The organism is Ruminococcus sp. AF17-22AC, from assembly GCF_003460065.1.
Taxonomy (GTDB): Bacteria; Bacillota; Clostridia; order Lachnospirales; family Lachnospiraceae; genus Blautia_A.
Window position 1 is genome coordinate 180,095 of sequence record NZ_QRXT01000002.1, and the last position, 19,803, is coordinate 199,897.

20 protein-coding genes are annotated in these 19,803 nt (G+C 45.6%); all 20 read left to right on the forward strand.

All coding sequences use genetic code 11. The annotated features are described in order from the left end of the window. The 20 genes from DWW86_RS04085 (at position 1) to rny (ending at position 19,768) form a co-directional block, all read left to right on the forward strand. Positions 1–576, forward strand: coding sequence for a stage III sporulation protein AF (locus DWW86_RS04085; RefSeq protein WP_072523093.1), 576 nt, complete (start codon positions 1–3; stop codon positions 574–576). After that, entirely contained in the window at positions 491–871 is a 381-nt protein-coding gene (locus DWW86_RS04090; protein ID WP_227196503.1) for a SpoIIIAG-related protein, read from the forward strand. Before DWW86_RS04085 ends, DWW86_RS04090 begins: the two co-directional genes overlap by 86 nt. Positions 872–890: 19 nt before the next feature. Further along, positions 891–1,643: a SpoIIIAH-like family protein gene (locus tag DWW86_RS04095; protein WP_330392907.1), complete on the forward strand. Its 753-nt coding sequence runs from the start codon at positions 891–893 to the stop codon at positions 1,641–1,643. A gap of 94 nt (positions 1,644–1,737) precedes the next feature. Continuing rightward, entirely contained in the window at positions 1,738–3,327 is a 1,590-nt protein-coding gene (locus DWW86_RS04100; protein ID WP_117942366.1) for a peptide chain release factor 3, read from the forward strand. 76 nt (positions 3,328–3,403) lie between these two features. Continuing rightward, positions 3,404–3,790, forward strand: coding sequence for an Asp23/Gls24 family envelope stress response protein (locus DWW86_RS04105; protein WP_072523097.1), 387 nt, complete (start codon positions 3,404–3,406; stop codon positions 3,788–3,790). A 90-nt stretch (positions 3,791–3,880) separates the two neighbouring features. Beyond that, the gene (gene nusB / locus DWW86_RS04110; protein ID WP_072523098.1) at positions 3,881–4,396 is read left to right on the forward strand and encodes a transcription antitermination factor NusB; all 516 of its coding nucleotides are present in this window, start codon (positions 3,881–3,883) and stop codon (positions 4,394–4,396) included. Position 4,397: 1 nt separating this feature from the next. After that, positions 4,398–5,627: an exodeoxyribonuclease VII large subunit gene (xseA, locus tag DWW86_RS04115; protein WP_117942367.1), complete on the forward strand. Its 1,230-nt coding sequence runs from the start codon at positions 4,398–4,400 to the stop codon at positions 5,625–5,627. Continuing rightward, positions 5,605–5,826, forward strand: coding sequence for an exodeoxyribonuclease VII small subunit (gene xseB, locus DWW86_RS04120; protein WP_015541126.1), 222 nt, complete (start codon positions 5,605–5,607; stop codon positions 5,824–5,826). Before xseA ends, xseB begins: the two co-directional genes overlap by 23 nt. After that, complete coding sequence (locus DWW86_RS04125; RefSeq protein WP_117942368.1) at positions 5,816–6,703, forward strand: polyprenyl synthetase family protein; 888 nt, start codon at positions 5,816–5,818, stop codon at positions 6,701–6,703. The genes xseB and DWW86_RS04125 overlap by 11 nt, the downstream gene beginning before the upstream one ends. Positions 6,704–6,719: 16 nt before the next feature. Then, the gene (gene dxs, locus DWW86_RS04130) at positions 6,720–8,582 is read left to right on the forward strand and encodes a 1-deoxy-D-xylulose-5-phosphate synthase (RefSeq protein WP_117942369.1); all 1,863 of its coding nucleotides are present in this window, start codon (positions 6,720–6,722) and stop codon (positions 8,580–8,582) included. Continuing rightward, a complete protein-coding gene (locus DWW86_RS04135; RefSeq protein WP_072523102.1) occupies positions 8,579–9,388 on the forward strand; it encodes a TlyA family RNA methyltransferase in 810 nt (269 codons plus the stop codon). The genes dxs and DWW86_RS04135 overlap by 4 nt, the downstream gene beginning before the upstream one ends. Before the next feature lie 14 nt (positions 9,389–9,402). Next, a complete protein-coding gene (locus tag DWW86_RS04140; protein ID WP_117942370.1) occupies positions 9,403–10,266 on the forward strand; it encodes an NAD(+)/NADH kinase in 864 nt (287 codons plus the stop codon). 18 nt (positions 10,267–10,284) lie between these two features. Beyond that, positions 10,285–10,740: an arginine repressor gene (gene argR / locus DWW86_RS04145; RefSeq protein ID WP_117942371.1), complete on the forward strand. Its 456-nt coding sequence runs from the start codon at positions 10,285–10,287 to the stop codon at positions 10,738–10,740. Further along, positions 10,734–12,425, forward strand: coding sequence for a DNA repair protein RecN (gene recN / locus DWW86_RS04150; RefSeq protein WP_117942372.1), 1,692 nt, complete (start codon positions 10,734–10,736; stop codon positions 12,423–12,425). The genes argR and recN overlap by 7 nt, the downstream gene beginning before the upstream one ends. 221 nt (positions 12,426–12,646) lie before the next feature. Next, positions 12,647–13,858, forward strand: a complete 1,212-nt coding sequence (gene spoIVB / locus DWW86_RS04155; RefSeq protein WP_286187635.1) for a SpoIVB peptidase — start codon at positions 12,647–12,649, stop codon at positions 13,856–13,858. Positions 13,859–14,068: 210 nt separating this feature from the next. After that, on the forward strand, positions 14,069–14,875 hold the full coding sequence (spo0A, locus tag DWW86_RS04165; protein ID WP_072523108.1) for a sporulation transcription factor Spo0A: 807 nt from the start codon (positions 14,069–14,071) through the stop codon (positions 14,873–14,875). Between the two features lie 95 nt (positions 14,876–14,970). Continuing rightward, complete coding sequence (glgA, locus tag DWW86_RS04170) at positions 14,971–16,419, forward strand: glycogen synthase GlgA (protein WP_072523109.1); 1,449 nt, start codon at positions 14,971–14,973, stop codon at positions 16,417–16,419. A gap of 186 nt (positions 16,420–16,605) precedes the next feature. Next, on the forward strand, positions 16,606–17,649 hold the full coding sequence (recA, locus tag DWW86_RS04175) for a recombinase RecA (protein ID WP_072523110.1): 1,044 nt from the start codon (positions 16,606–16,608) through the stop codon (positions 17,647–17,649). A 4-nt stretch (positions 17,650–17,653) separates the two neighbouring features. Further along, the gene (locus DWW86_RS04180; protein WP_072523111.1) at positions 17,654–18,136 is read left to right on the forward strand and encodes a regulatory protein RecX; all 483 of its coding nucleotides are present in this window, start codon (positions 17,654–17,656) and stop codon (positions 18,134–18,136) included. 72 nt (positions 18,137–18,208) lie between these two features. Further along, complete coding sequence (gene rny / locus DWW86_RS04185) at positions 18,209–19,768, forward strand: ribonuclease Y (RefSeq protein WP_330392882.1); 1,560 nt, start codon at positions 18,209–18,211, stop codon at positions 19,766–19,768. The last annotated feature ends 35 nt before the right edge of the window (positions 19,769–19,803 follow it).

Consider the following 19,803-nt stretch of genomic DNA (forward strand, 5'->3'; position numbering starts at 1 on the left):
ATGAAAGAATCTTTTTATCAGTGGGTAAAAACGCTGGCAGTTTTTTATATTCTTTTTTCTGCCGTTCTGCATCTGATCCCGGACTCAAAATATGAGCGTTACATCCGTTCGTTTATGGGGCTGCTTCTGATTTATATTCTGTGTACACCTGTTTTTGCCGTTTTCGGGCGGGGGAGCGAACTGGCTGAAATTTTTTCCGACAGATATACACAGGAGATGCAGACGCTCGAAACGGAAGAAACAGAGAATCTTCAGGACTTTTATCTGCGTGAAGGTTATTGCCGGGAAATCGAAACAGAAATCGCGGCACTTTGCAAAAAAAGCGGAATAAAACTGACTGATACAGTCGTACATATAGAAGGAGAGACGGTATCGGCAGTGCTTTATATAGAAGAAAAAATGACGGTGGAGCAGGAAAGGGGGCTGAAGGATGCGCTCGGCAGGAACTTCGGAATCGAAGAAAAAAACTGTCAGATCATGGATTCAGGGAATGAACAGGCAGAGATGGGCAGTCGTATTGCTGGCGGGACTTCTTCTGATGGTGATCTCACTTCCGGTATCAAAGGCAAACAGTGACACAGCAGGCGAAAAGCATCTTACGGCTTCGCAGACAACACAGGAGCAGAAGTCAGAGCTTGAAGAAAAACTGGAGAATCTTCTTGAAAATGCAGAAGGAGTCGGTAAGGTAAAAGTGATGCTTATGGAGGAAGGCGGACAGGGCGTTTATAGTGCCGGAGAAACCGAAGTTACGGGAGTCCTGATCGTGGCGGAAGGGGCAGACAACGCAGTAACTGTCCAGAAGATTCAGCAGGCAGTGATGGCATTATTTCAGATAGATGCGCATAAAATTAGAATAATAAAAATGAAATGAGGAGTAAAAATTGAAAAAAGTGATAAGAAAAAATCAGGTCATTATCACCTCACTGGCGATATTGATCGCGATAGCCGGTTATCTGAACTTTGCAGATGTGGATCTGGGATTTGGTGAAAAAGAAGCAAGTACGGAGAGCAGCAGTATTCTTGATCAGGTGGATTATGATCTGAGCGATGAGTCGGCAGCAGCAGATGAAAACAGTGTCACAGAAACTGCGGAGGGGCCGGAAGACGGCAGTACACCGGGAGAAGCCGTACTGACGGGTGCATCGGATTTTGCGGCGCAGGCGAAGCTTTCGAGGGAACAGGTGCGTTCACAGAGCAAAGCAGATCTGCAGGCAATTCTGAACAACACAGAAGTAGGGGATGACCAGAAGCAGGAAGCGGTCAATACCATGGTGCAGATGACCGAGATCGCAGAAAAAGAGGCGGCAGCAGAAATGCTTCTTGAAGCAAAAGGGTTCGAAAATGCAGTTGTCAATCTGACCGGTGAGACCGCGGATGTGGTAGTACCGGAAGCAGATCTGGAAGATTCCAGACGTGCACAGATCGAGGATATCGTAAAACGTAAGACCGGCATCGCACCGGAGAATATAGTGATCACACCATTAAATGAAAGCGAAGACACCACTGTTTCGGAAGATACATCTGTTGCGGAAGATACGGCGGATGACGGAACGGCAGCAGAGGATCAGGCGGAAGAAACTGCTACATACGATGATCAGGAGACTTCAGGAGAGGAAATCGTGACAGAAGGGATCTACGATTAAATACAGGGAATTTTCTTGACATCAGGGTATTCTATATACTAGAATAAAAAGTTGTATAGAAATTGGAAAATGGATAATAGACAGGAGGCAAAACGTGTCTAAGTATGCGAAAGAAATAGAAAAAAGAAGAACCTTTGCCATTATCTCCCACCCGGATGCAGGTAAGACGACTCTGACAGAGAAGTTCCTGCTGTATGGAGGTGCCATTAATCTGGCAGGCAGCGTTAAGGGTAAAGCCACAGCCCGCCATGCAGTATCTGACTGGATGGAAATAGAGAAAGAGAGAGGTATTTCCGTAACCTCTTCCGTATTACAGTTTCATTATGACGGGTATTGCATCAACATTCTGGATACACCGGGACATCAGGATTTCTCCGAGGATACCTATCGTACACTGATGGCTGCCGATTCTGCAGTCATGGTTATCGACGGAAGCAAAGGTGTGGAGGCACAGACAAGAAAATTATTCAAAGTCTGCGTTATGCGCCACATTCCTATTTTTACATTTATCAATAAAATGGATCGTGATGCAAATGATACGTTCGACCTTCTTGATGAAATAGAAAAAGAACTCGGAATTGCGACATGTCCAATCAACTGGCCGATCGGTTCCGGTAAGAAATTCCGCGGAGTTTATGACAGAAACACACACAAAGTCCTGACTTTCTCTGATACACAGAAGGGAACAAAGGAAGGTGTCATTGAGGAAATCGATATCGACGATGCACGTCTTGATGACATTGTAGATCCGGATCAGAGAGAACAGCTTATGGAAGAGATTGAGCTTCTGGATGGTGCAAGCGTTGATTTTGATCAGGAACAGGTAAGTAAAGGAAACATGACACCGGTATTTTTTGGTTCTGCTCTGACAAACTTTGGTGTTGAGACATTTCTGGAGCACTTCCTCAAAATGACGACTTCTCCGCTTCCGAGAATGTCGGATGAGGGCGAGATCGATCCGATGTCTGATGATTTTTCAGCGTTTGTATTTAAGATCCAGGCAAACATGAACAAAGCACACAGAGACAGAATCGCATTTATGCGTATCTGTTCAGGAAAATTTGATGCATCTCAGGAAGTTTACCATGTACAGGGCGAAAAGAAGATGAGACTTCTTCAGCCGCAGCAGATGATGGCAGAGTCCCGTCACGTAGTAGACGAGGCATATGCCGGTGACATTATTGGTGTATTCGATCCGGGTATCTTTTCCATCGGTGATACGATCTGTGCACCGGGTAAGAAATTTGCTTTTGAAGGAATACCGACTTTCGCACCGGAGCATTTCGCACGTGTACGCCAGATCGATACTATGAAACGTAAACAGTTCGTCAAAGGTATCAACCAGATTGCACAGGAAGGTGCCATTCAGATTTTCCAGGAGTTTAATACCGGTATGGAAGAGATCATCGTCGGTGTTGTCGGCGTACTTCAGTTTGATGTCCTGAAATATCGTCTGGAAAATGAATACAATGTAGAAATCCGTCTGGAGAATCTTCCATACGAACACATCCGCTGGATCGCAAACAAAGAGCAGGTTGACGTGGCGAAGATTTCCGGAACTTCAGATATGAAGAAGGTCACGGATCTGAAAGGCAATCCGCTGCTTCTGTTTGTCAATGCATGGAGTGTGGGTATGGTTGAAGACAGAAATCCGGATCTGGTGCTTACAGAATTCAGTAAATAAACCTTTTAATTTGCAGCCAGATTTGATATACTAAAACCATAAATTATTCGATTCGAAATCCGCAGGAGGAATTGAAATGGCAGAAAAAAGAACAACTTATAAATTACAGGACGTGGGAGGAATCGGCGAAGTAAAGATCGCTGATGAAGTAGTTACCGTGATCGCCGGACTTGCAGCGACAGACGTAGACGGTGTTGCTTCCATGGAAGGCAATATCACAAACGAACTGGTAAGCAAACTTGGTGTCAAGAATCTTTCAAAAGGTGTTAAGGTAACCGTCCTTGAAGGTGTTGTTACCGTAGACCTGACACTGAACATCGAGTTTGGCAAGAATATCCTTGAAGTTAGCAAGAAAGTTCAGGATAAAGTAAAATCATCCATTGAAAATATGACAGGCCTTGAAGTTGCAGATGTAAACATCCGCATCGCAGGCGTTGATATGGAGAACGAAAAAGGAAAGTAAACCTTTCCTTTTTTCTTTACTGTGAGAGTACTGCACAGTTATGTTTTGATAATGAATGTCTGCGTGGGCAGACATTTCCCAGGAGGAAATATGCGAAGAAGCGAGCAGAGAGAACATATCTTTAAACTGTTGTTTATGACACAGTTCAATACAGAAAACGAGATGCCGGAACAGCTTTCCATCTATTTCGAAGGACTAGGTGAAGTCAGCGAGAAAGATCAGGAAGCTATCCAGCAGAAATACGACCACATTCTGGAACATCTGGAAGAAATCGACGGAATCCTGAATGATTACAGCCGTGGATGGAAGACTACACGTATGAACCGTGTGGATCTGACCGCTCTGCGTCTGGCAGTTTACGAAATGAAAATGGACGCGGACGTTCCGGTCGGAGTAGCAATCAACGAAGCCGTTGAGCTTGCCAAACTTTTTGGCGGTGAAGACTCAGGCTCGTTTGTAAACGGTGTCCTTGGCAAGATCGCCAGCGGCAGGAAAGATTCCGGTGAAGAACCGAAACATCCGCGTCGTCAGACACATTCTGCAAAGATCATTATCCGGTCTTCAAAGAAAGACCATAAGAAAGCGCCGGAAGAAAGCGCAGAATAAAATGAAAAATATTTTTTCAGTCGGACAGATCAACCGATACGTTAAAAATATGTTTACGCAGGACTTTATCCTGCAGAAGATCTATGTCAAGGGAGAAGTCTCCAACTGCAAATATCACACCAGCGGCCACATCTATTTTTCGCTGAAGGATGAGACTGGTGTGCTTTCCTGCGTCATGTTTGCAGGACACAGGAGGGGACTTGCGTTCCGTATGAAAGACGGCGACCGTGTCGTTGTCGGCGGAGCGGTGGATGTTTACGAAAGAGACGGCAGATATCAGCTTTATGCAAAAGAGATCACACTCGAAGGTGCAGGCGCACTTTACGAGCGTTTTCTTGCATTAAAGGCAGAACTCGAAGAAATGGGGATGTTTGCCGAAGAATATAAGCAGCCCATTCCGCACTATATTCACAGACTTGGTGTGGTTACGGCACCTACCGGTGCTGCTGTTCAGGATATCCGCAACATTTCATTGCGCAGGAATCCGTATCTTCAGATTATTCTGTATCCGGCACTGGTTCAGGGCGAGGGTGCGGCAGACAGTATCGTGCACGGAATCCATATGCTGGATCAGGCAGGCGTGGATACGATTATCGTAGGACGTGGCGGTGGCTCAATCGAGGATCTGTGGGCTTTTAACGAAGAGAAGGTTGCCCGTGCAATCTTTGAATGCAGGACACCGATCATCTCCGCGGTGGGACATGAGACAGATTTTACGATCGCTGATTTTGTATCTGATCTGCGTGCACCGACACCATCGGCAGCAGCAGAACTGGCCGTTGATGATTTCAGGCAGATCATGCAGGAAATCCGAAACGGGCGTGAACGCCTTGAGCGTGGAATGAATGGAAAGTTTGAACTGTACCGCATGAAACTTGCAAAATATCAGATGCGGATGCAGTATTTAAACCCGGAAGGTAAGTTACGTGACAGCCGGCAGCGTCTTATTGATAACGAAAACAGGATACGTAAGGCAATGCAGGATAAGGTACTCGGATATCGACATCAGCTTGGTATCTATCTGGAACGCTACAGGGGACTGTCTCCTCTGGAAAAGCTGAATCAGGGATATGCGTTTGTAGCTGATGAGCAGGGACGAGGAATTTATTCTGTAGAGCAGGTACAGCCGGGAGATATCGTAAAAGTAAATGTGACAGACGGTGTACTCGAAGCAGAGATACGGCATATCAGAAGGGAAGACTGGGAAAATGGCACAGCAGACAACAGATAACGAAAAAAATATCGAAGACGTCTTTCAGGAGCTTGACGTCATTGCAGAAAAACTGGAAAGCAGTGACACTTCACTGGAAGACTCTTTTCGTTTATACAAAAAAGGAATGGAGCTTCTGAAATACTGCAGCGGCAAACTCGACACAGTAGAAAAAAAGATGCTCCAGATGGATGAGGATGGAACATTACGTGAATTTTAAAGAAGAATTACAGCAGAGAACCGCTTATGCGGAAGAAGTGATACGTAAATGGCTGCCGGAGGAAGAAGGGTTTGCCCTGACGATGGCGCAGGCAATGAATTACAGTATGTGTGCAGGCGGAAAGAGACTTCGTCCGATTCTTCTTCTGGAAACATTCCGTCTGTTCGGAGGAGAGGGAGAAGTTGTGGAGCCTTTTATGGCAGGTATCGAGATGATCCACACGCATTCGCTGATCCATGATGACCTTCCGGCAATCGACAATGACGATTACCGCAGAGGCCGCCTTACCACACATAAGGTTTACGGAGAAGCTATGGGCGTTTTGAGTGGAGTGAGCCTTTTAAACTATGCCTATGAGACGATGCTGCGTGCTTTTTCTATGACGGAGGACAGTGCACATGTGATCCGTGCTCTTCGGATCATGGCAGACAGGACTGGCATTCACGGTATGCTTGGCGGTCAGAGCGTCGACGTGGAAAATGACGGCAAACCGATCGATAAGGCAACGCTTGATTATATCTATGAACACAAGACTTCTGCGCTTCTTGAAGCATCCATGATGACCGGTGCCGTACTTGCAGGTGCCGATGAAGAACAGACGAAACTGATCGGTGAGGCTGCGTCTGCGATCGGTCTTGCCTTTCAGATTCAGGATGATATTCTGGATGTGACCTGTACCAGCGAAGAACTTGGCAAACCGGCACACAGTGATGAAAAAAACAACAAAGTTACGTATGTGACCTTATTTGGAATCGAAGAAGCGTCTGCGCAGGTTAAGAAACTTTCTGAAAAAGCAGTCGAGATTCTGGACAGACTGAATAATGAAAACGAATTTCTGAAGGCTCTGGTCAGAGAGATGGCAGAGCGCAGGAAATGAAAGAGGGATACGAAGGATGCTGGAAAAGATCAATAAGCCAAATGATATACACAAAATTGCGCTGGCGGATTTTCCACAGCTTGCAGAGGAGATCCGACAGTTTCTGATAGAATCCGTAAGTCACACAGGAGGCCACCTGGCATCCAATCTTGGCGTTGTGGAACTGACGATGGCACTTCACAATGTTCTGGAATTTCCAGAAGATAAGATCGTATGGGATGTAGGACATCAGGCATATACACACAAGATTCTGACCGGAAGAAAAGAAGGGTTCAAAAATCTGCGAAAAGAAGGCGGCATGAGCGGCTTTCCGAAGCGTTGTGAGAGCGACTGTGACGCATTTGATGCAGGACACAGTTCCAATTCTATTTCGGCAGGTCTGGGCTATGTGCGCGCCAGAGATCTGCAGGGACAGAAATACCGTGTGGTATCTGTGATCGGAGACGGCGCACTTACCGGAGGAATGGCATATGAGGCATTAAACAATGCAGCGGAACTCAAGACAAATTTTATAATTGTCCTGAATGACAACAACATGTCCATTTCAAAAAATGTCGGTGGCATTTCGTCTTATCTGAGCGCGCTTCGTACAGCAGAAGTCTACACCGGCATGAAGATCAATGTGACGAAAACACTTAAGAAGATCCCGAAGGTGGGAACGGCTGTCGTAGATACGATGCGCCGCACAAAGAGCAGTATCAAGCAGCTCATCATACCGGGCATGCTTTTTGAAAATATGGGACTGACCTATCTGGGACCGGTTGACGGTCATGATATGCGTCAGATGATGAAACTTTTTAACGAGGCAAAGCGAGTAGAAGGCCCGGTTATCGTTCACGTTCTGACACAGAAGGGACGCGGCTACGAACCGGCAAGTCTGCATCCGGATCAGTTTCATGGCACAGGACCGTTTGATATCCGCACCGGCAGACAGCTTGCTGCAAAAAAAGGACCTTCATGGACGGATGTTTTTTCAGATGTAATGGTGCGTCTGGGAAAAGACAATCCGAAGCTTGTGGGTATTACTGCGGCTATGAAAGCAGGCACCGGCCTTGTGGCTTTTGAGAAAGCATTTCCGGAGCGTCTTTTTGATGTGGGAATTGCAGAGGAACACGCAGTCAGCTTTGCAGCAGGACTTGCGCTGGGCGGAATGATTCCAGTCGTTGCAATTTACTCGTCATTTCTTCAGAGAGCAGTGGATCAGATGCTTCATGATGTCTGTATGCAGAATCTGCATGTTATTTTTGCAATCGACCGGGCAGGACTGGTTGGTGCAGACGGTGAGACGCATCAGGGTTGTTTTGACCTGTCATATCTGACTATGATGCCGAACATGACGGTCATGGCACCGAAGAATAGCAGAGAACTCGAAAAAATGATGGAATTTGCCGTACACGCGGCAGGTCCGTGTGCAATCCGTTATCCGAGAGGAACGGCGTATCAGGGACTGGAAGAATTCGAAAGCCCGGTTCGTTACGGCAAGAGTGAGATCCTTTACAGGGGCAAAGATACCGCAATTCTTTCTGTGGGAAGTATGACGGAAGTATGCGAACAGGTTTATAAAGAGATGAAAAACAGAGGGGAAGAACCGACATTTGTCAATGCGAGATTTGTGAAACCTCTGGACACGGAACTTCTTGATGAACTTGCAAAGGATCACAAACTCTTTGTGACAGTAGAAGAAAATGTAAAAAACGGCGGATTTGGAGAACATGTGGCAGCTTATATGGAAGCCTGTCATCCGGAGGTACGTGTGCTTCCGCTGGCAATCTGGAACCGCTTTGTACAGCATGGAGAAATCGCCAGTCTGCGGGCCAAGATCGGCCTGTCAGCACCGGAGATTCTGAATGCAATAGAGGAATATGAGGAGCAGGCATGAAGAAAAGACTGGATCTTTTGATGATGGAGCGTGCGCTGGCACCTTCCAGAGAAAAAGCAAAAGCATATATTATGGCAGGAAATGTTTATGTGGATGGCCAGAAAGAAGACAAAGCAGGAACCATGTTTCAGGAAACTGTAAAGATCGAAGTGCGCGGAAATACACTTCCGTATGTAAGCCGCGGCGGTCTGAAACTGGAAAAGGCGATGAATCATTTCGGTGTGGAACTGGATGGCAGAGTCTGCATGGACGTAGGGGCATCTACCGGTGGATTTACAGACTGTATGCTTCAAAACGGAGCAGTAAAAGTATATTCTATCGATGTCGGATATGGACAGCTTGACTGGAAACTCCGTAATGACCCGCGTGTGGTCTGCATGGAAAAAACAAATATCCGCTATGTCCTTCCGGAAGATATTCAGGAACCGGCACAGTTTTCATCAATTGATGTTTCCTTCATTTCACTGACAAAAGTACTTCTTCCGGTAAGAAATCTTCTGACGGAAGACGGAGAGATCGTCTGTCTGATCAAACCGCAGTTTGAGGCCGGACGTGAAAAAGTCGGCAAAAAAGGTGTGGTAAGAGATCCGGCAGTACATCTTGAGGTCATCGAAAAAGTAATTGCCTATGCGTCCTCGATCGCGCTGGAACCGAGACATCTTTCTTTCTCACCGATCAAGGGACCGGAGGGAAATATTGAGTATCTGTTACATCTTAAGAAAAGACCGGAAGGAGAAGTGATCGAATCTTCTCTTGAAGCAGAACCGGAGCAGGTAGTGCGGGAGGCACATGATCAGCTCGATTAAGGAAGGCAGAAGAGATGGACAAGTTTTATATCATAACCAATCGTGACAAAGATCAGAATCTGAGATTTACGGAGGAGATCGTACAGTATCTGAAAGAACACGGAAAAAAATGTCAGGTGCAGCAGGCGGAGCGCAGAGTGGAGGGGGAATACCATTACACAGATCCGGCTCTGATACCGGAGGATACACAGTGTATTCTGGTGCTCGGAGGAGACGGAACGCTTCTTCAGGCAGCCCGTGATGTGGTTCACAGAGAAATCCCGATGCTGGGAATCAATCTCGGTACACTTGGTTTTCTTGCGGAGATCGATAAAACGTCGATTTATACAGCACTGGACAAACTTTTTGCGGATGACTACGAAATAGAAGAGAGAATGATGCTTACCGGAACGGTATGGCGTGGTGATAAAATCACAGGACAGGATGTGGCACTGAATGATATCGTGATCAGCAGAGTGGGACCGCCTCTTCGTGTAATTGGATTTAACAATTATGTAAACGACGGTTATCTGAATTCCTACAATGCGGACGGAATCATCATTGCGACACCTACCGGTTCCACCGGATACAGTCTGTCATGCGGCGGACCGATCATATCGCCGAATGCGGCAATGACGGTGATGACACCGATCGCACCGCATACGCTGAATACCAGAAGTATTATTTTTCCGGAAGATGATGTGATCACGGTTGAGCTTGGCGAAGGAAGACGACAGATTCAGGAAAACGGTCTTGCGTCGTTTGACGGAGATGTCGAAGTGCCGATGTCGACAGGAGACAGGATCGTAATAAAAAAAGCTTCAGTCAGCGTCAAAATACTGAAACTGAACCATCTGAGTTTTGTCGAGGTGCTGAGACAGAAAATGAGCAACAATTAGTGTGATGGAGGGAATGTCGTGAAAAGTGCAAGACACGAAAAAATTATAGAGCTGATCCAGCAGCATGACATTGATACACAGGAAGAGCTTGCTGCGAGACTGAACAGTGCCGGATTTAAGGTGACACAGGCAACGGTGTCCAGAGATATCCGTGCACTGAAACTGACAAAGGTTGCCGGCAAAGACGGAAAATCCCGTTATGCAGTACTTTCCGGTGCAGCTGTGGAGCTTGGAGACAAGTATACACGCGTACTTCATGATGCGCTTACATCTATTGATGTTGGACAGAATATGATCGTGATCCGGACAGTACCGGGCATGGCTATGGGGGTTGCGGCAGCACTGGATGCACTGAACTGGAAAGAAATCCTCGGAAGCATTGCCGGGGACGATACCGTTATGTGTGTGGCACGGGACAACGAACAGGCACAGAACGTAGCTGAGCGTTTGAAAGGAATTTTGAAATTATGTTAGTTCATCTTCATGTGAGAAATCTTGCACTGATCGAAGATATTGAAGTGGAGTTTGGTCCCGGTCTTAATATCCTGACAGGTGAGACCGGAGCCGGTAAATCCATTCTCTTAGGCTCCATGCAGTTGATCCTTGGCGGCAGAAGTGCGAAAGATATGATTCGTACCGGTGCGTCAAGTGCGCTGGTGGAGCTGCTTTTTCAGGTGGAAAATCCGCGTGCGGAGGCATCTCTCCGGGAGCTTGGAGTCGAGACATCGGAAGGCCAGGTGCTTTTGACACGTAAGCTTATGGATGGCAGAAGCATCAACAAAATCAATGGTGAGACCTGTACTGTGGCACAGATGAAAGCGGCGGCATCCTGTCTTCTGGATATTCATGGACAGCATGAGCACCAGTCACTTCTGTATCAGGATAAGCAGCTTGAAATTCTTGATATTTATGGAAAAGAAGAAATTTTTCCTGCAAAAGATCAAGTACAGAAGTCATATAAAGAGTACCGTGACTGTAAGAGACAGTTGGATGAACTTGACATTGATGAAGAACAGCGCAACAGAGAACGTGCGTTTCTTGAGTTTGAGATCAATGAGATCGAGAGCGCACAGCTTGTATCAGGTGAAGATGAGGAGCTGGAGAAGCGCTACCGTAAGCTGAACAATGGCAGGAAGATCCTTGAGACACTACAGGGTGTACGTGATCTGACAGGATATGAATCCGGGCAGGGAGCTGGTGAGTCGGTCGGAAATGCTGTACGTGAGATCAGCCGTGTGACAGAATATGATACACAGCTTGATTCCATGGCATCCGCACTTCAGGAGATTGACGGCCTTCTGAATGATTTTAACCGTGAGCTGGCTTCGTACGTTGATGATCTGAATTTTGATGATGAAGCTTTTTATGAGACCGAGAAACGTCTGGATACGATCAATGGTCTCAAGGCAAAATACGGACGTACGATTGAAGACATTCAGGAGTATTGTCTTAAACAAAAACAAAAACTGGAAAATCTGGATAAATATGAGGAACGCTTCCACGAAGCAGAAGAAAATCTTAAAAAGAGCAGAGAAGAACTGGAAACTGTTTCGCATAAATTATCCGTGATCCGTCAAAAATACAGTCAGATGCTGACGGACAAGATCACAGAAGGTTTGAAAGATCTGAATTTTCTGGATGTACAGTTTCAGATCACATTTCGCCGCCGGAAGGAATATACGGCAGGTGGATTTGACGATATTGAATATGAGATTTCAACGAACCCGGGCGAAAGCCTGAAACCATTGGACAAGATTGTATCCGGTGGTGAGCTTTCACGAATCATGCTGGCAATCAAGGCAATCCTTGCGGACCGTGATCAGATTGAAACGCTGATCTTTGATGAAATTGATACAGGAATCAGCGGCAGGACTGCTCAGAAAGTTTCAGAAAAAATGGCAGTGATCGGCCGGTGTCATCAGGTATTGTGCATTACGCATCTGCCACAGATCGCAGCAATGGCAGATACACATTTCGAAATCGAAAAACATCAGAAAGACAACGAAACGATTACAGAAATCCATCCGCTTGAAGGAGATGATTCTGTCCGTGAACTGGCGCGCCTGCTTGGCGGAGCCGAGATCACGCAGGCTGTCTTTGATAATGCAAAAGAAATGAAAGAATTGGCACAGGTACATAAAAATACAAGACTGAAATAAAAAGATCTACAGATAATAAGAGAGGATGATCCAAAAGGATCTCTTCTCTTTTTTTGTGTAATAGGAAATTACTTCGTGTGGAATATGTCTGCTAAAGCAGACTGCATCTGGCGCGCAAAGCGTAACAAGTCCTTCAAAGATTGATGGATTCAGGGAGTTTGAAGCGGACTTGTCCGCTTTGTTCTATGGAGAGAAGTTTACAAAAGAAAGGATGTGGCAGAGTGGACAGAAAGAAGAAATACCGACGCCTGCTTCTGTGGTTCCTGTGTCTGGATCTGCTTGCAGTGGTGTGGTTTGGATATCGTTATCTGGAGCGCAAGATCCCGGATGAACTGTTTGTTTCAGAAGGAAAAGAAGAACAGGTAAAGAATGTGCTGGATTTTCCATTTTTAAGTTTTGATGATGCAATTACTGTATCGGGTGACGGAAGCTATCTTCTGAAAGCCCGGATCCTCGGTGTAATTCCATTTAAAGATGTGAAGATTACCCCGGCGGACAGTGAATCTGTCATGGTATCCGGTGACACGGTCGGAATCTATATGGAGACAGACGGTGTACTGGTGATTGATACCGGAGAAATTGTTTCGCAGGAGGGATTTACACAGGAACCGGCAAAAAATATTGTGAAGCCGGGTGATTATATTGTGGCATTTAATGACCAGACGGTGCACAGTAAAAAAGAGCTGATCGAGGATCTTTCGAAGCTGGATGATTCACAGGTGACACTTGAGGTCATCAGAAACGGGGAAAAAATCCCTCTTTCGATTACTCCGGTAAAAGATGTCCGGGGAGAGTACAAGCTGGGAGTCTGGGTGCGGGACAATACACAGGGAATTGGTACGCTGACTTTTGTGGATGAAAAGGGGAATTTCGGCGCACTCGGACATGGAATCAGCGATGTGGACACAGGAGAACTTTTGCATATAAATGAAGGCGCACTGTATCAGGCAAAAATCATCGGGATACAGAAAGGCAGCAGCGGAAGTCCCGGCGAGATTTCAGGGATGATCCATTACGATGCGCAGCAGGTGATCGGTTCTATTGATAAGAATTGTGATCAGGGAATTTTCGGAACATTAAACATCGTTCCAAAGCCACTTTCACTGAAGAAGATGGAAGTTGCATACAAGCAGGAACTGGAAACAGGACCGGCGACTGTTTTGTGCGGTATAGATGGTGAAGTGAAAGAATTTGACGCAGAGATCACAAGAATTGATATGAATCATGAGGATTCGAATAAAAGTTTTGTGATCCAGGTGACCGATCAGGAACTTCTGGATATGACAGGAGGTATCGTGCAGGGCATGAGTGGCAGTCCTGTGATCCAGAATGGAAAGTTTGCAGGTGCGATTACACATGTGTTCGTGCAGGATGCAGCCGGCGGTTATGGGATTTTTGCAGAAACGATGATAGAAAATGTGGAAAAAGAATAAAAAAATAATGGCAGAAAAAGTCATGTCGAAGATGCGAAGAAAAAGAAAAAAGCAGAAAAATATGAAAAAAGAAGCTAGGAAAATGTCGTTTTCGGACGAACGAAAATGCTGTATTTCAGCCAGTTTCGGCTTGATTTCGCGAAGGCCTTTCCACTATAATGTCCTTGTTGTAAGGAAGTAGAATGCTGTAGGTTAGGAGGGAAAGGCCTCATGGAAAAATTAAATGTGGCGATTGCAGATGATAATGAGAGAATGACAGACATACTTGGTCAGATGATCGAAGAAGATAAAGAACTGGCGCTGGTCGGCAAAGCACATAACGGAGAAGAAATCTGTAATATCATAAGAGAAAAAGAACCGGATGTGGTGGTTCTGGATATGATCATGCCGAAAATGGACGGACTGACCGTTATGGAGCAGTGCAGTCATGATCAGACAGTCAAAAAGCAGCCGGCATTTATTGTGATCTCAGCAGTGGGACAGGAGAGAATCACAGAAGATGCATTTAATCTGGGGGCTTCCTACTACATGCTGAAACCTTTTGATAATCAGGTATTACTGAACCGCATCAAACATATCCGCAAAAGTAGTGTAAAGAGATTTCGTGAGCCTGTACGCCAGACAGTACGGGAAGAGCCTGCACCGTATGGCAAACGTAATCTGGAGGCTGATGTCACCAATATTATCCACGAGATCGGAGTTCCGGCGCATATCAAGGGATACCAGTATCTGAGGGATGCGATCATCCTTGCAGTCAATGATATGGAGATGTTGAATTCTATCACGAAAGTCCTGTATCCGACGATCGCAAAAAAACATCAGACGACCCCGAGCAGGGTAGAACGTGCCATACGTCATGCAATCGAAGTTGCATGGAGCAGGGGCAAAATGGACACGATCGATGCACTTTTCGGCTATACGGTAAGCACCGGAAAAGGTAAGCCAACCAACTCGGAATTTATTGCTCTGATCGCAGATAAAATACGTCTGGAATACAAAAATCACTCTTTCAATTAGAAGTGTTTTAGGGTATAATAAACATAAAAATCCGGCATAGACCGAGAAAGTCAGATAATTTTCTGACAGCGGGAATCAAGGAGGGGTATTTACAGATGAAAAGAATCTTATTTGCAACATCAGAAGCAGTACCATTTATCAAGACAGGAGGTCTTGCAGACGTAGCAGGTGCACTTCCGAAATGTTTCGATAAACGTTATTTCGATGTACGCGTGATTTTGCCGAAATATGCCTGTATGAAGCAGGAATGGAAAGACAAAATGGAATATATCACCCACTTCTATATGGATCTGGGATATAAGAATTGTTATGTTGGAATTCTTCATATGGAATATGACGGAATCCAGTTTTACTTTATTGATAACGAATATTATTTCAGCGGTCCGAAACCGTATGACAGTGCACCATGGGATCTTGAGAAGTTTGCTTTCTTCTCAAAAGCAGTTCTCTCCGTGCTCCCGGTGATCGGATTCCGCCCGGATGTGATCCACTGCCACGACTGGCAGACAGGTCTTGTTCCGGTATATCTGCATGATTCTTTCCAGCAGAATGAATTTTTCTGGGGAATCAAGACGGTTATGACGATCCACAATCTGAAATTCCAGGGCGTATGGGATGTCAAGACCGTACAGGGTATCACAGGTCTTTCTGATTACTATTTTGCCCCGGATAAGCTGGAAGCATACAAAGATGCAAACTTCCTCAAAGGTGGAATTGTATTTGCAGATGCAGTAACAACAGTAAGTAATACTTATGCCGAAGAGATCAAGACACCGTTCTACGGAGAGAGACTGGACGGACTTCTCTGTGCGCGTGCCCATGACCTTCGCGGTATCGTCAACGGAATCGATTATGATGTATTCAATCCGGAGACAGATAAATACATTACACAGAATTATAATGCAAAGACCTTCCGCAAGGAAAAAGTCAAAAACAAGCTTCAGCTTCAGCGTGACCTCGGGCTGAACGAAGATCCGAACGCAATGCTGATCGGTATCGTTTCCCGTCTGACAGACCAGAAAGGCTTTGACCTGATCGCATATATCATGGATGAACTGTGTCAGGATGCTGTTCAGATCGTCGTACTCGGTACCGGCGAAGAACGCTACGAAAATATGTTCCGCCACTTTGACTGGAAATATCATGGAAAGGTATCTGCTCAGATCTATTATGATGAGCCGATGTCCCACAGAATTTATGCAGCGTCAGATGCATTCCTGATGCCATCATTGTTTGAACCATGCGGTTTAAGTCAGCTGATGAGTCTCCGTTACGGTACCTTACCAATCGTGCGTGAGACAGGCGGCCTGAAGGATACGGTAGAGCCATACAACCAGTACGAGGGAACCGGTACAGGATTCAGCTTTACAAACTACAATGCACATGAGATGCTTGCAACTGTCCGCAATGCCGAAAAGGTATTTTATGACAACAAACGCGAATGGAATAAAATGGTTGACCGTGCAATGGCAGCAGACTTCTCATGGAGTCATTCCGCACAGCAGTATGAAGAAATGTACAACTGGCTGATCGGGGACAAATAAATAATACAGATATCAGGAGGTATCGGGGAAACCCGGTACCTCTTTTGCCATTTCAGGGAGAAAAATGTCAAAAAGTTTTGCTTGACTTTACAGGAGATTTATAATAGCATATAAGAAGAAAACACGAACATAGGTTTGGTATTACACATAAATAAAAATCAAAATAAAATTAAGGAGAATCCTGAAATGATGAACGAAGAGAAACAGAAGGCGCTGGAAGCAGCCCTTGGACATATTGAGAAGCAGTACGGTAAAGGATCCGTTATGAAGCTTGGAGATTCCAGCTCTAATATGGTGGTAGAGGCAGTTCCGACCGGATCTCTCGGACTTGACATTGCTCTTGGTGTGGGCGGTGTACCGAAGGGGAGAATCGTCGAGATCTACGGACCGGAGTCCAGTGGTAAGACGACTGTTGCCTTACATATGGTTGCAGAGGTACAGAAGCGTGGCGGAATCGCTGGATTTATTGATGCAGAGCATGCACTTGATCCGGTCTATGCGAAGAATATCGGTGTTGACATCGATAACCTCTATATTTCACAGCCGGATAACGGTGAGCAGGCACTTGAAATCACCGAGACGATGGTACGTTCCGGTGCAGTTGACATCGTAATTGTAGACTCTGTTGCAGCACTGGTTCCGAAGGCAGAGATCGAGGGGGATATGGGAGACAGTCATGTAGGTCTTCATGCACGTCTGATGTCTCAGGCACTTCGTAAACTTACTGCAGCAATAAGCCGTTCGAACTGTGTGGTAATCTTTATCAATCAGCTCCGTGAAAAGGTTGGTGTTATGTTTGGCAACCCGGAGACAACGACTGGTGGACGTGCTTTGAAGTTCTATGCTTCCGTACGTCTTGATGTCAGAAGGACAGAGACCCTGAAGCAAGGCGGCGAGATGGTCGGTAACCATGTAAAGGTTAAAGTTGTTAAGAATAAAGTTGCTCCGCCGTTTAAGCAGGCAGAGTTCGATATCATGTTCGGTACCGGTATCTCCAGAGAGGGTGAGATCCTTGATCTTGCAGCAGAATGCAATGTAGTGAATAAGAGCGGTGCATGGTACTCTTACAATGGAGAGCGTATCGGTCAGGGACGTGAGAACGTCAAGATCTTTCTGAAAGATCATCCGGAGATCTGCGAAGAAATCGAGAAGAAAGTAAGAATCCAGTACCATCTGCTTCCGGGCGAAGAACCGGAGAACGCAGAACAGAACGGAGAAGAGCAGGAATAATTAAATGACAGATATGGAACAGCAGAGAAAGGCCCGTAAGAAGGCACTGCGTCTTCTGGAACATATGGATCGTACGGAGAAGGGATTGACGGATCGCCTTCTCCGTGCCGGTTTTTCAGAAGAACTTGCAGAGGATGCCGTCTCTTATGTAAAGGATTATGGTTATATCAATGACCGGAGATACGCACTGAATTATATCATGTACAGGATTCACGATAAGAGCCGTCAGAAGATATTTCAGGAGCTTTCCGGGAAGGGAATCGACCGTCAGACGATACAGGATGCATGGGAGGAAGCAGAGGAGCTTGAGACACCGGATGAAAGGGCACTTCTCCGCCAGATGGTCGGGAAAAAGTACGAGCCCGGAGCAGAGCTTGATGAGCGTGAGATGCGCCGTCTTTACGGATATCTGGCACGGCGTGGATTCCGTTCCGGAGACATTTTTTCGGTGCTCGAAGAAATGGACATAACACAAATAAAAACTTGACATAATTCTCAAAAACAGCTAAACTTGTATTGTTGTATTTGTACAATGAAAACTTAATAAGGAGGTGCTCCTGTGGCAATTACAATCATTGTAGCAATTGTCGCTGTAGCGGTCGCACTGCTTATTGCGGTTCCTATTACTTGCAAGGTTGCTGTTAACAACAAAGCACAGAAAGATGCAGAAGTTGTTGGCACGGCAGAAGACAGAGCAAGAAGCATCATAGATGAAGCTTTAAAAGCTGCTGAAACGAAAAAAAGAGAAGCTTTATTGGAAGTAAAGGAAGAATCCCTCAGAACGAAAAATGAACTTGAGAAGGAAACTAAGGAACGAAGATCAGAACTGCAGAAATACGAAAGACGTGTCCTGTCAAAAGAAGAATCTGTTGACAAGAAAGCGGATGCAGTAGAGAAGCGTGAAGCAGAGTGTACAGCAAAAGTTGCTGAGTTACAAAAAAGAGAAAAGAAAGTAGACGAACTTGAACAAAAAGGAGTACAGGAACTGGAAAGAATTTCCGGTCTGACCTCCGATCAGGCAAAAGACGAGTTACTCAGAAGTGTAGAAGACGATGTCAAAGTAGACGTGGCAAGACTCTACAAAGAGCTTGAGAGCCGCGCGAAAGAAGAAGCCGGTAAGAAGGCAAAGGAATACGTAGTAAATGCAATCCAGAAATGTGCAGTAGATCATGTTTCTGAAACTACAATTTCCGTTGTACAGCTTCCAAGTGATGAGATGAAGGGAAGAATCATCGGCCGTGAAGGACGTAACATTCGTACCCTCGAAACACTGACAGGTGTTGACCTCATCATCGACGATACTCCAGAAGCAGTAGTTTTATCAGCATTTGACCCGATCCGACGTGAGATTGCCAGAGTTGCTCTGGAGAAATTAATCGTTGACGGACGTATCCATCCGGCAAGAATCGAAGAAATGGTAGAGAAAGCACAGAAAGAAGTAGAAGCACAGATCCGTGAAGACGGTGAGAATGCAGCAATGGACGTTGGAGTTCATGGCATTCATCCGGAGCTTCTGAAACTTCTTGGACGTATGAAATTCCGTACCAGCTATGGACAGAATGCATTGAAACATTCTATCGAAGTAGCACAGCTTTCCGGACTTCTTGCAGGAGAAGTCGGAGCAGATGTCCGCATGGCAAAACGTGCCGGACTGCTTCATGATATCGGTAAATCTATTGACCATGAAGTAGAAGGATCACATATTCAGATTGGTGTGGATCTTTGTAAGAAATACAAAGAGTCAGCAGTTGTTATCAATACTGTTGCATCACATCACGGAGATGTGGAACCTGAGTCTCTGGTTGCATGCATTGTACAGGCAGCTGATGCGATTTCCGCAGCAAGACCTGGTGCAAGACGTGAGACACTGGAAACCTATACTAACCGATTGAAACAGCTTGAAGATATTACAAATGAATTCAAGGGTGTTGACAAGTCATTTGCTATTCAGGCAGGCAGAGAAATTCGTGTAATGGTAATACCGGAACAGGTAAACGATGCAGATATGGTTCTGCTGGCACGTGATATTTCCAAACAGATCGAAGCTGAACTGGAATATCCGGGACAGATCAAGGTTAATGTCATCCGCGAGAGCCGCGCAGTAGATTACGCGAAATAATTCTTTCTGAAAAATAAACGTGAAAGTTCAAAAGA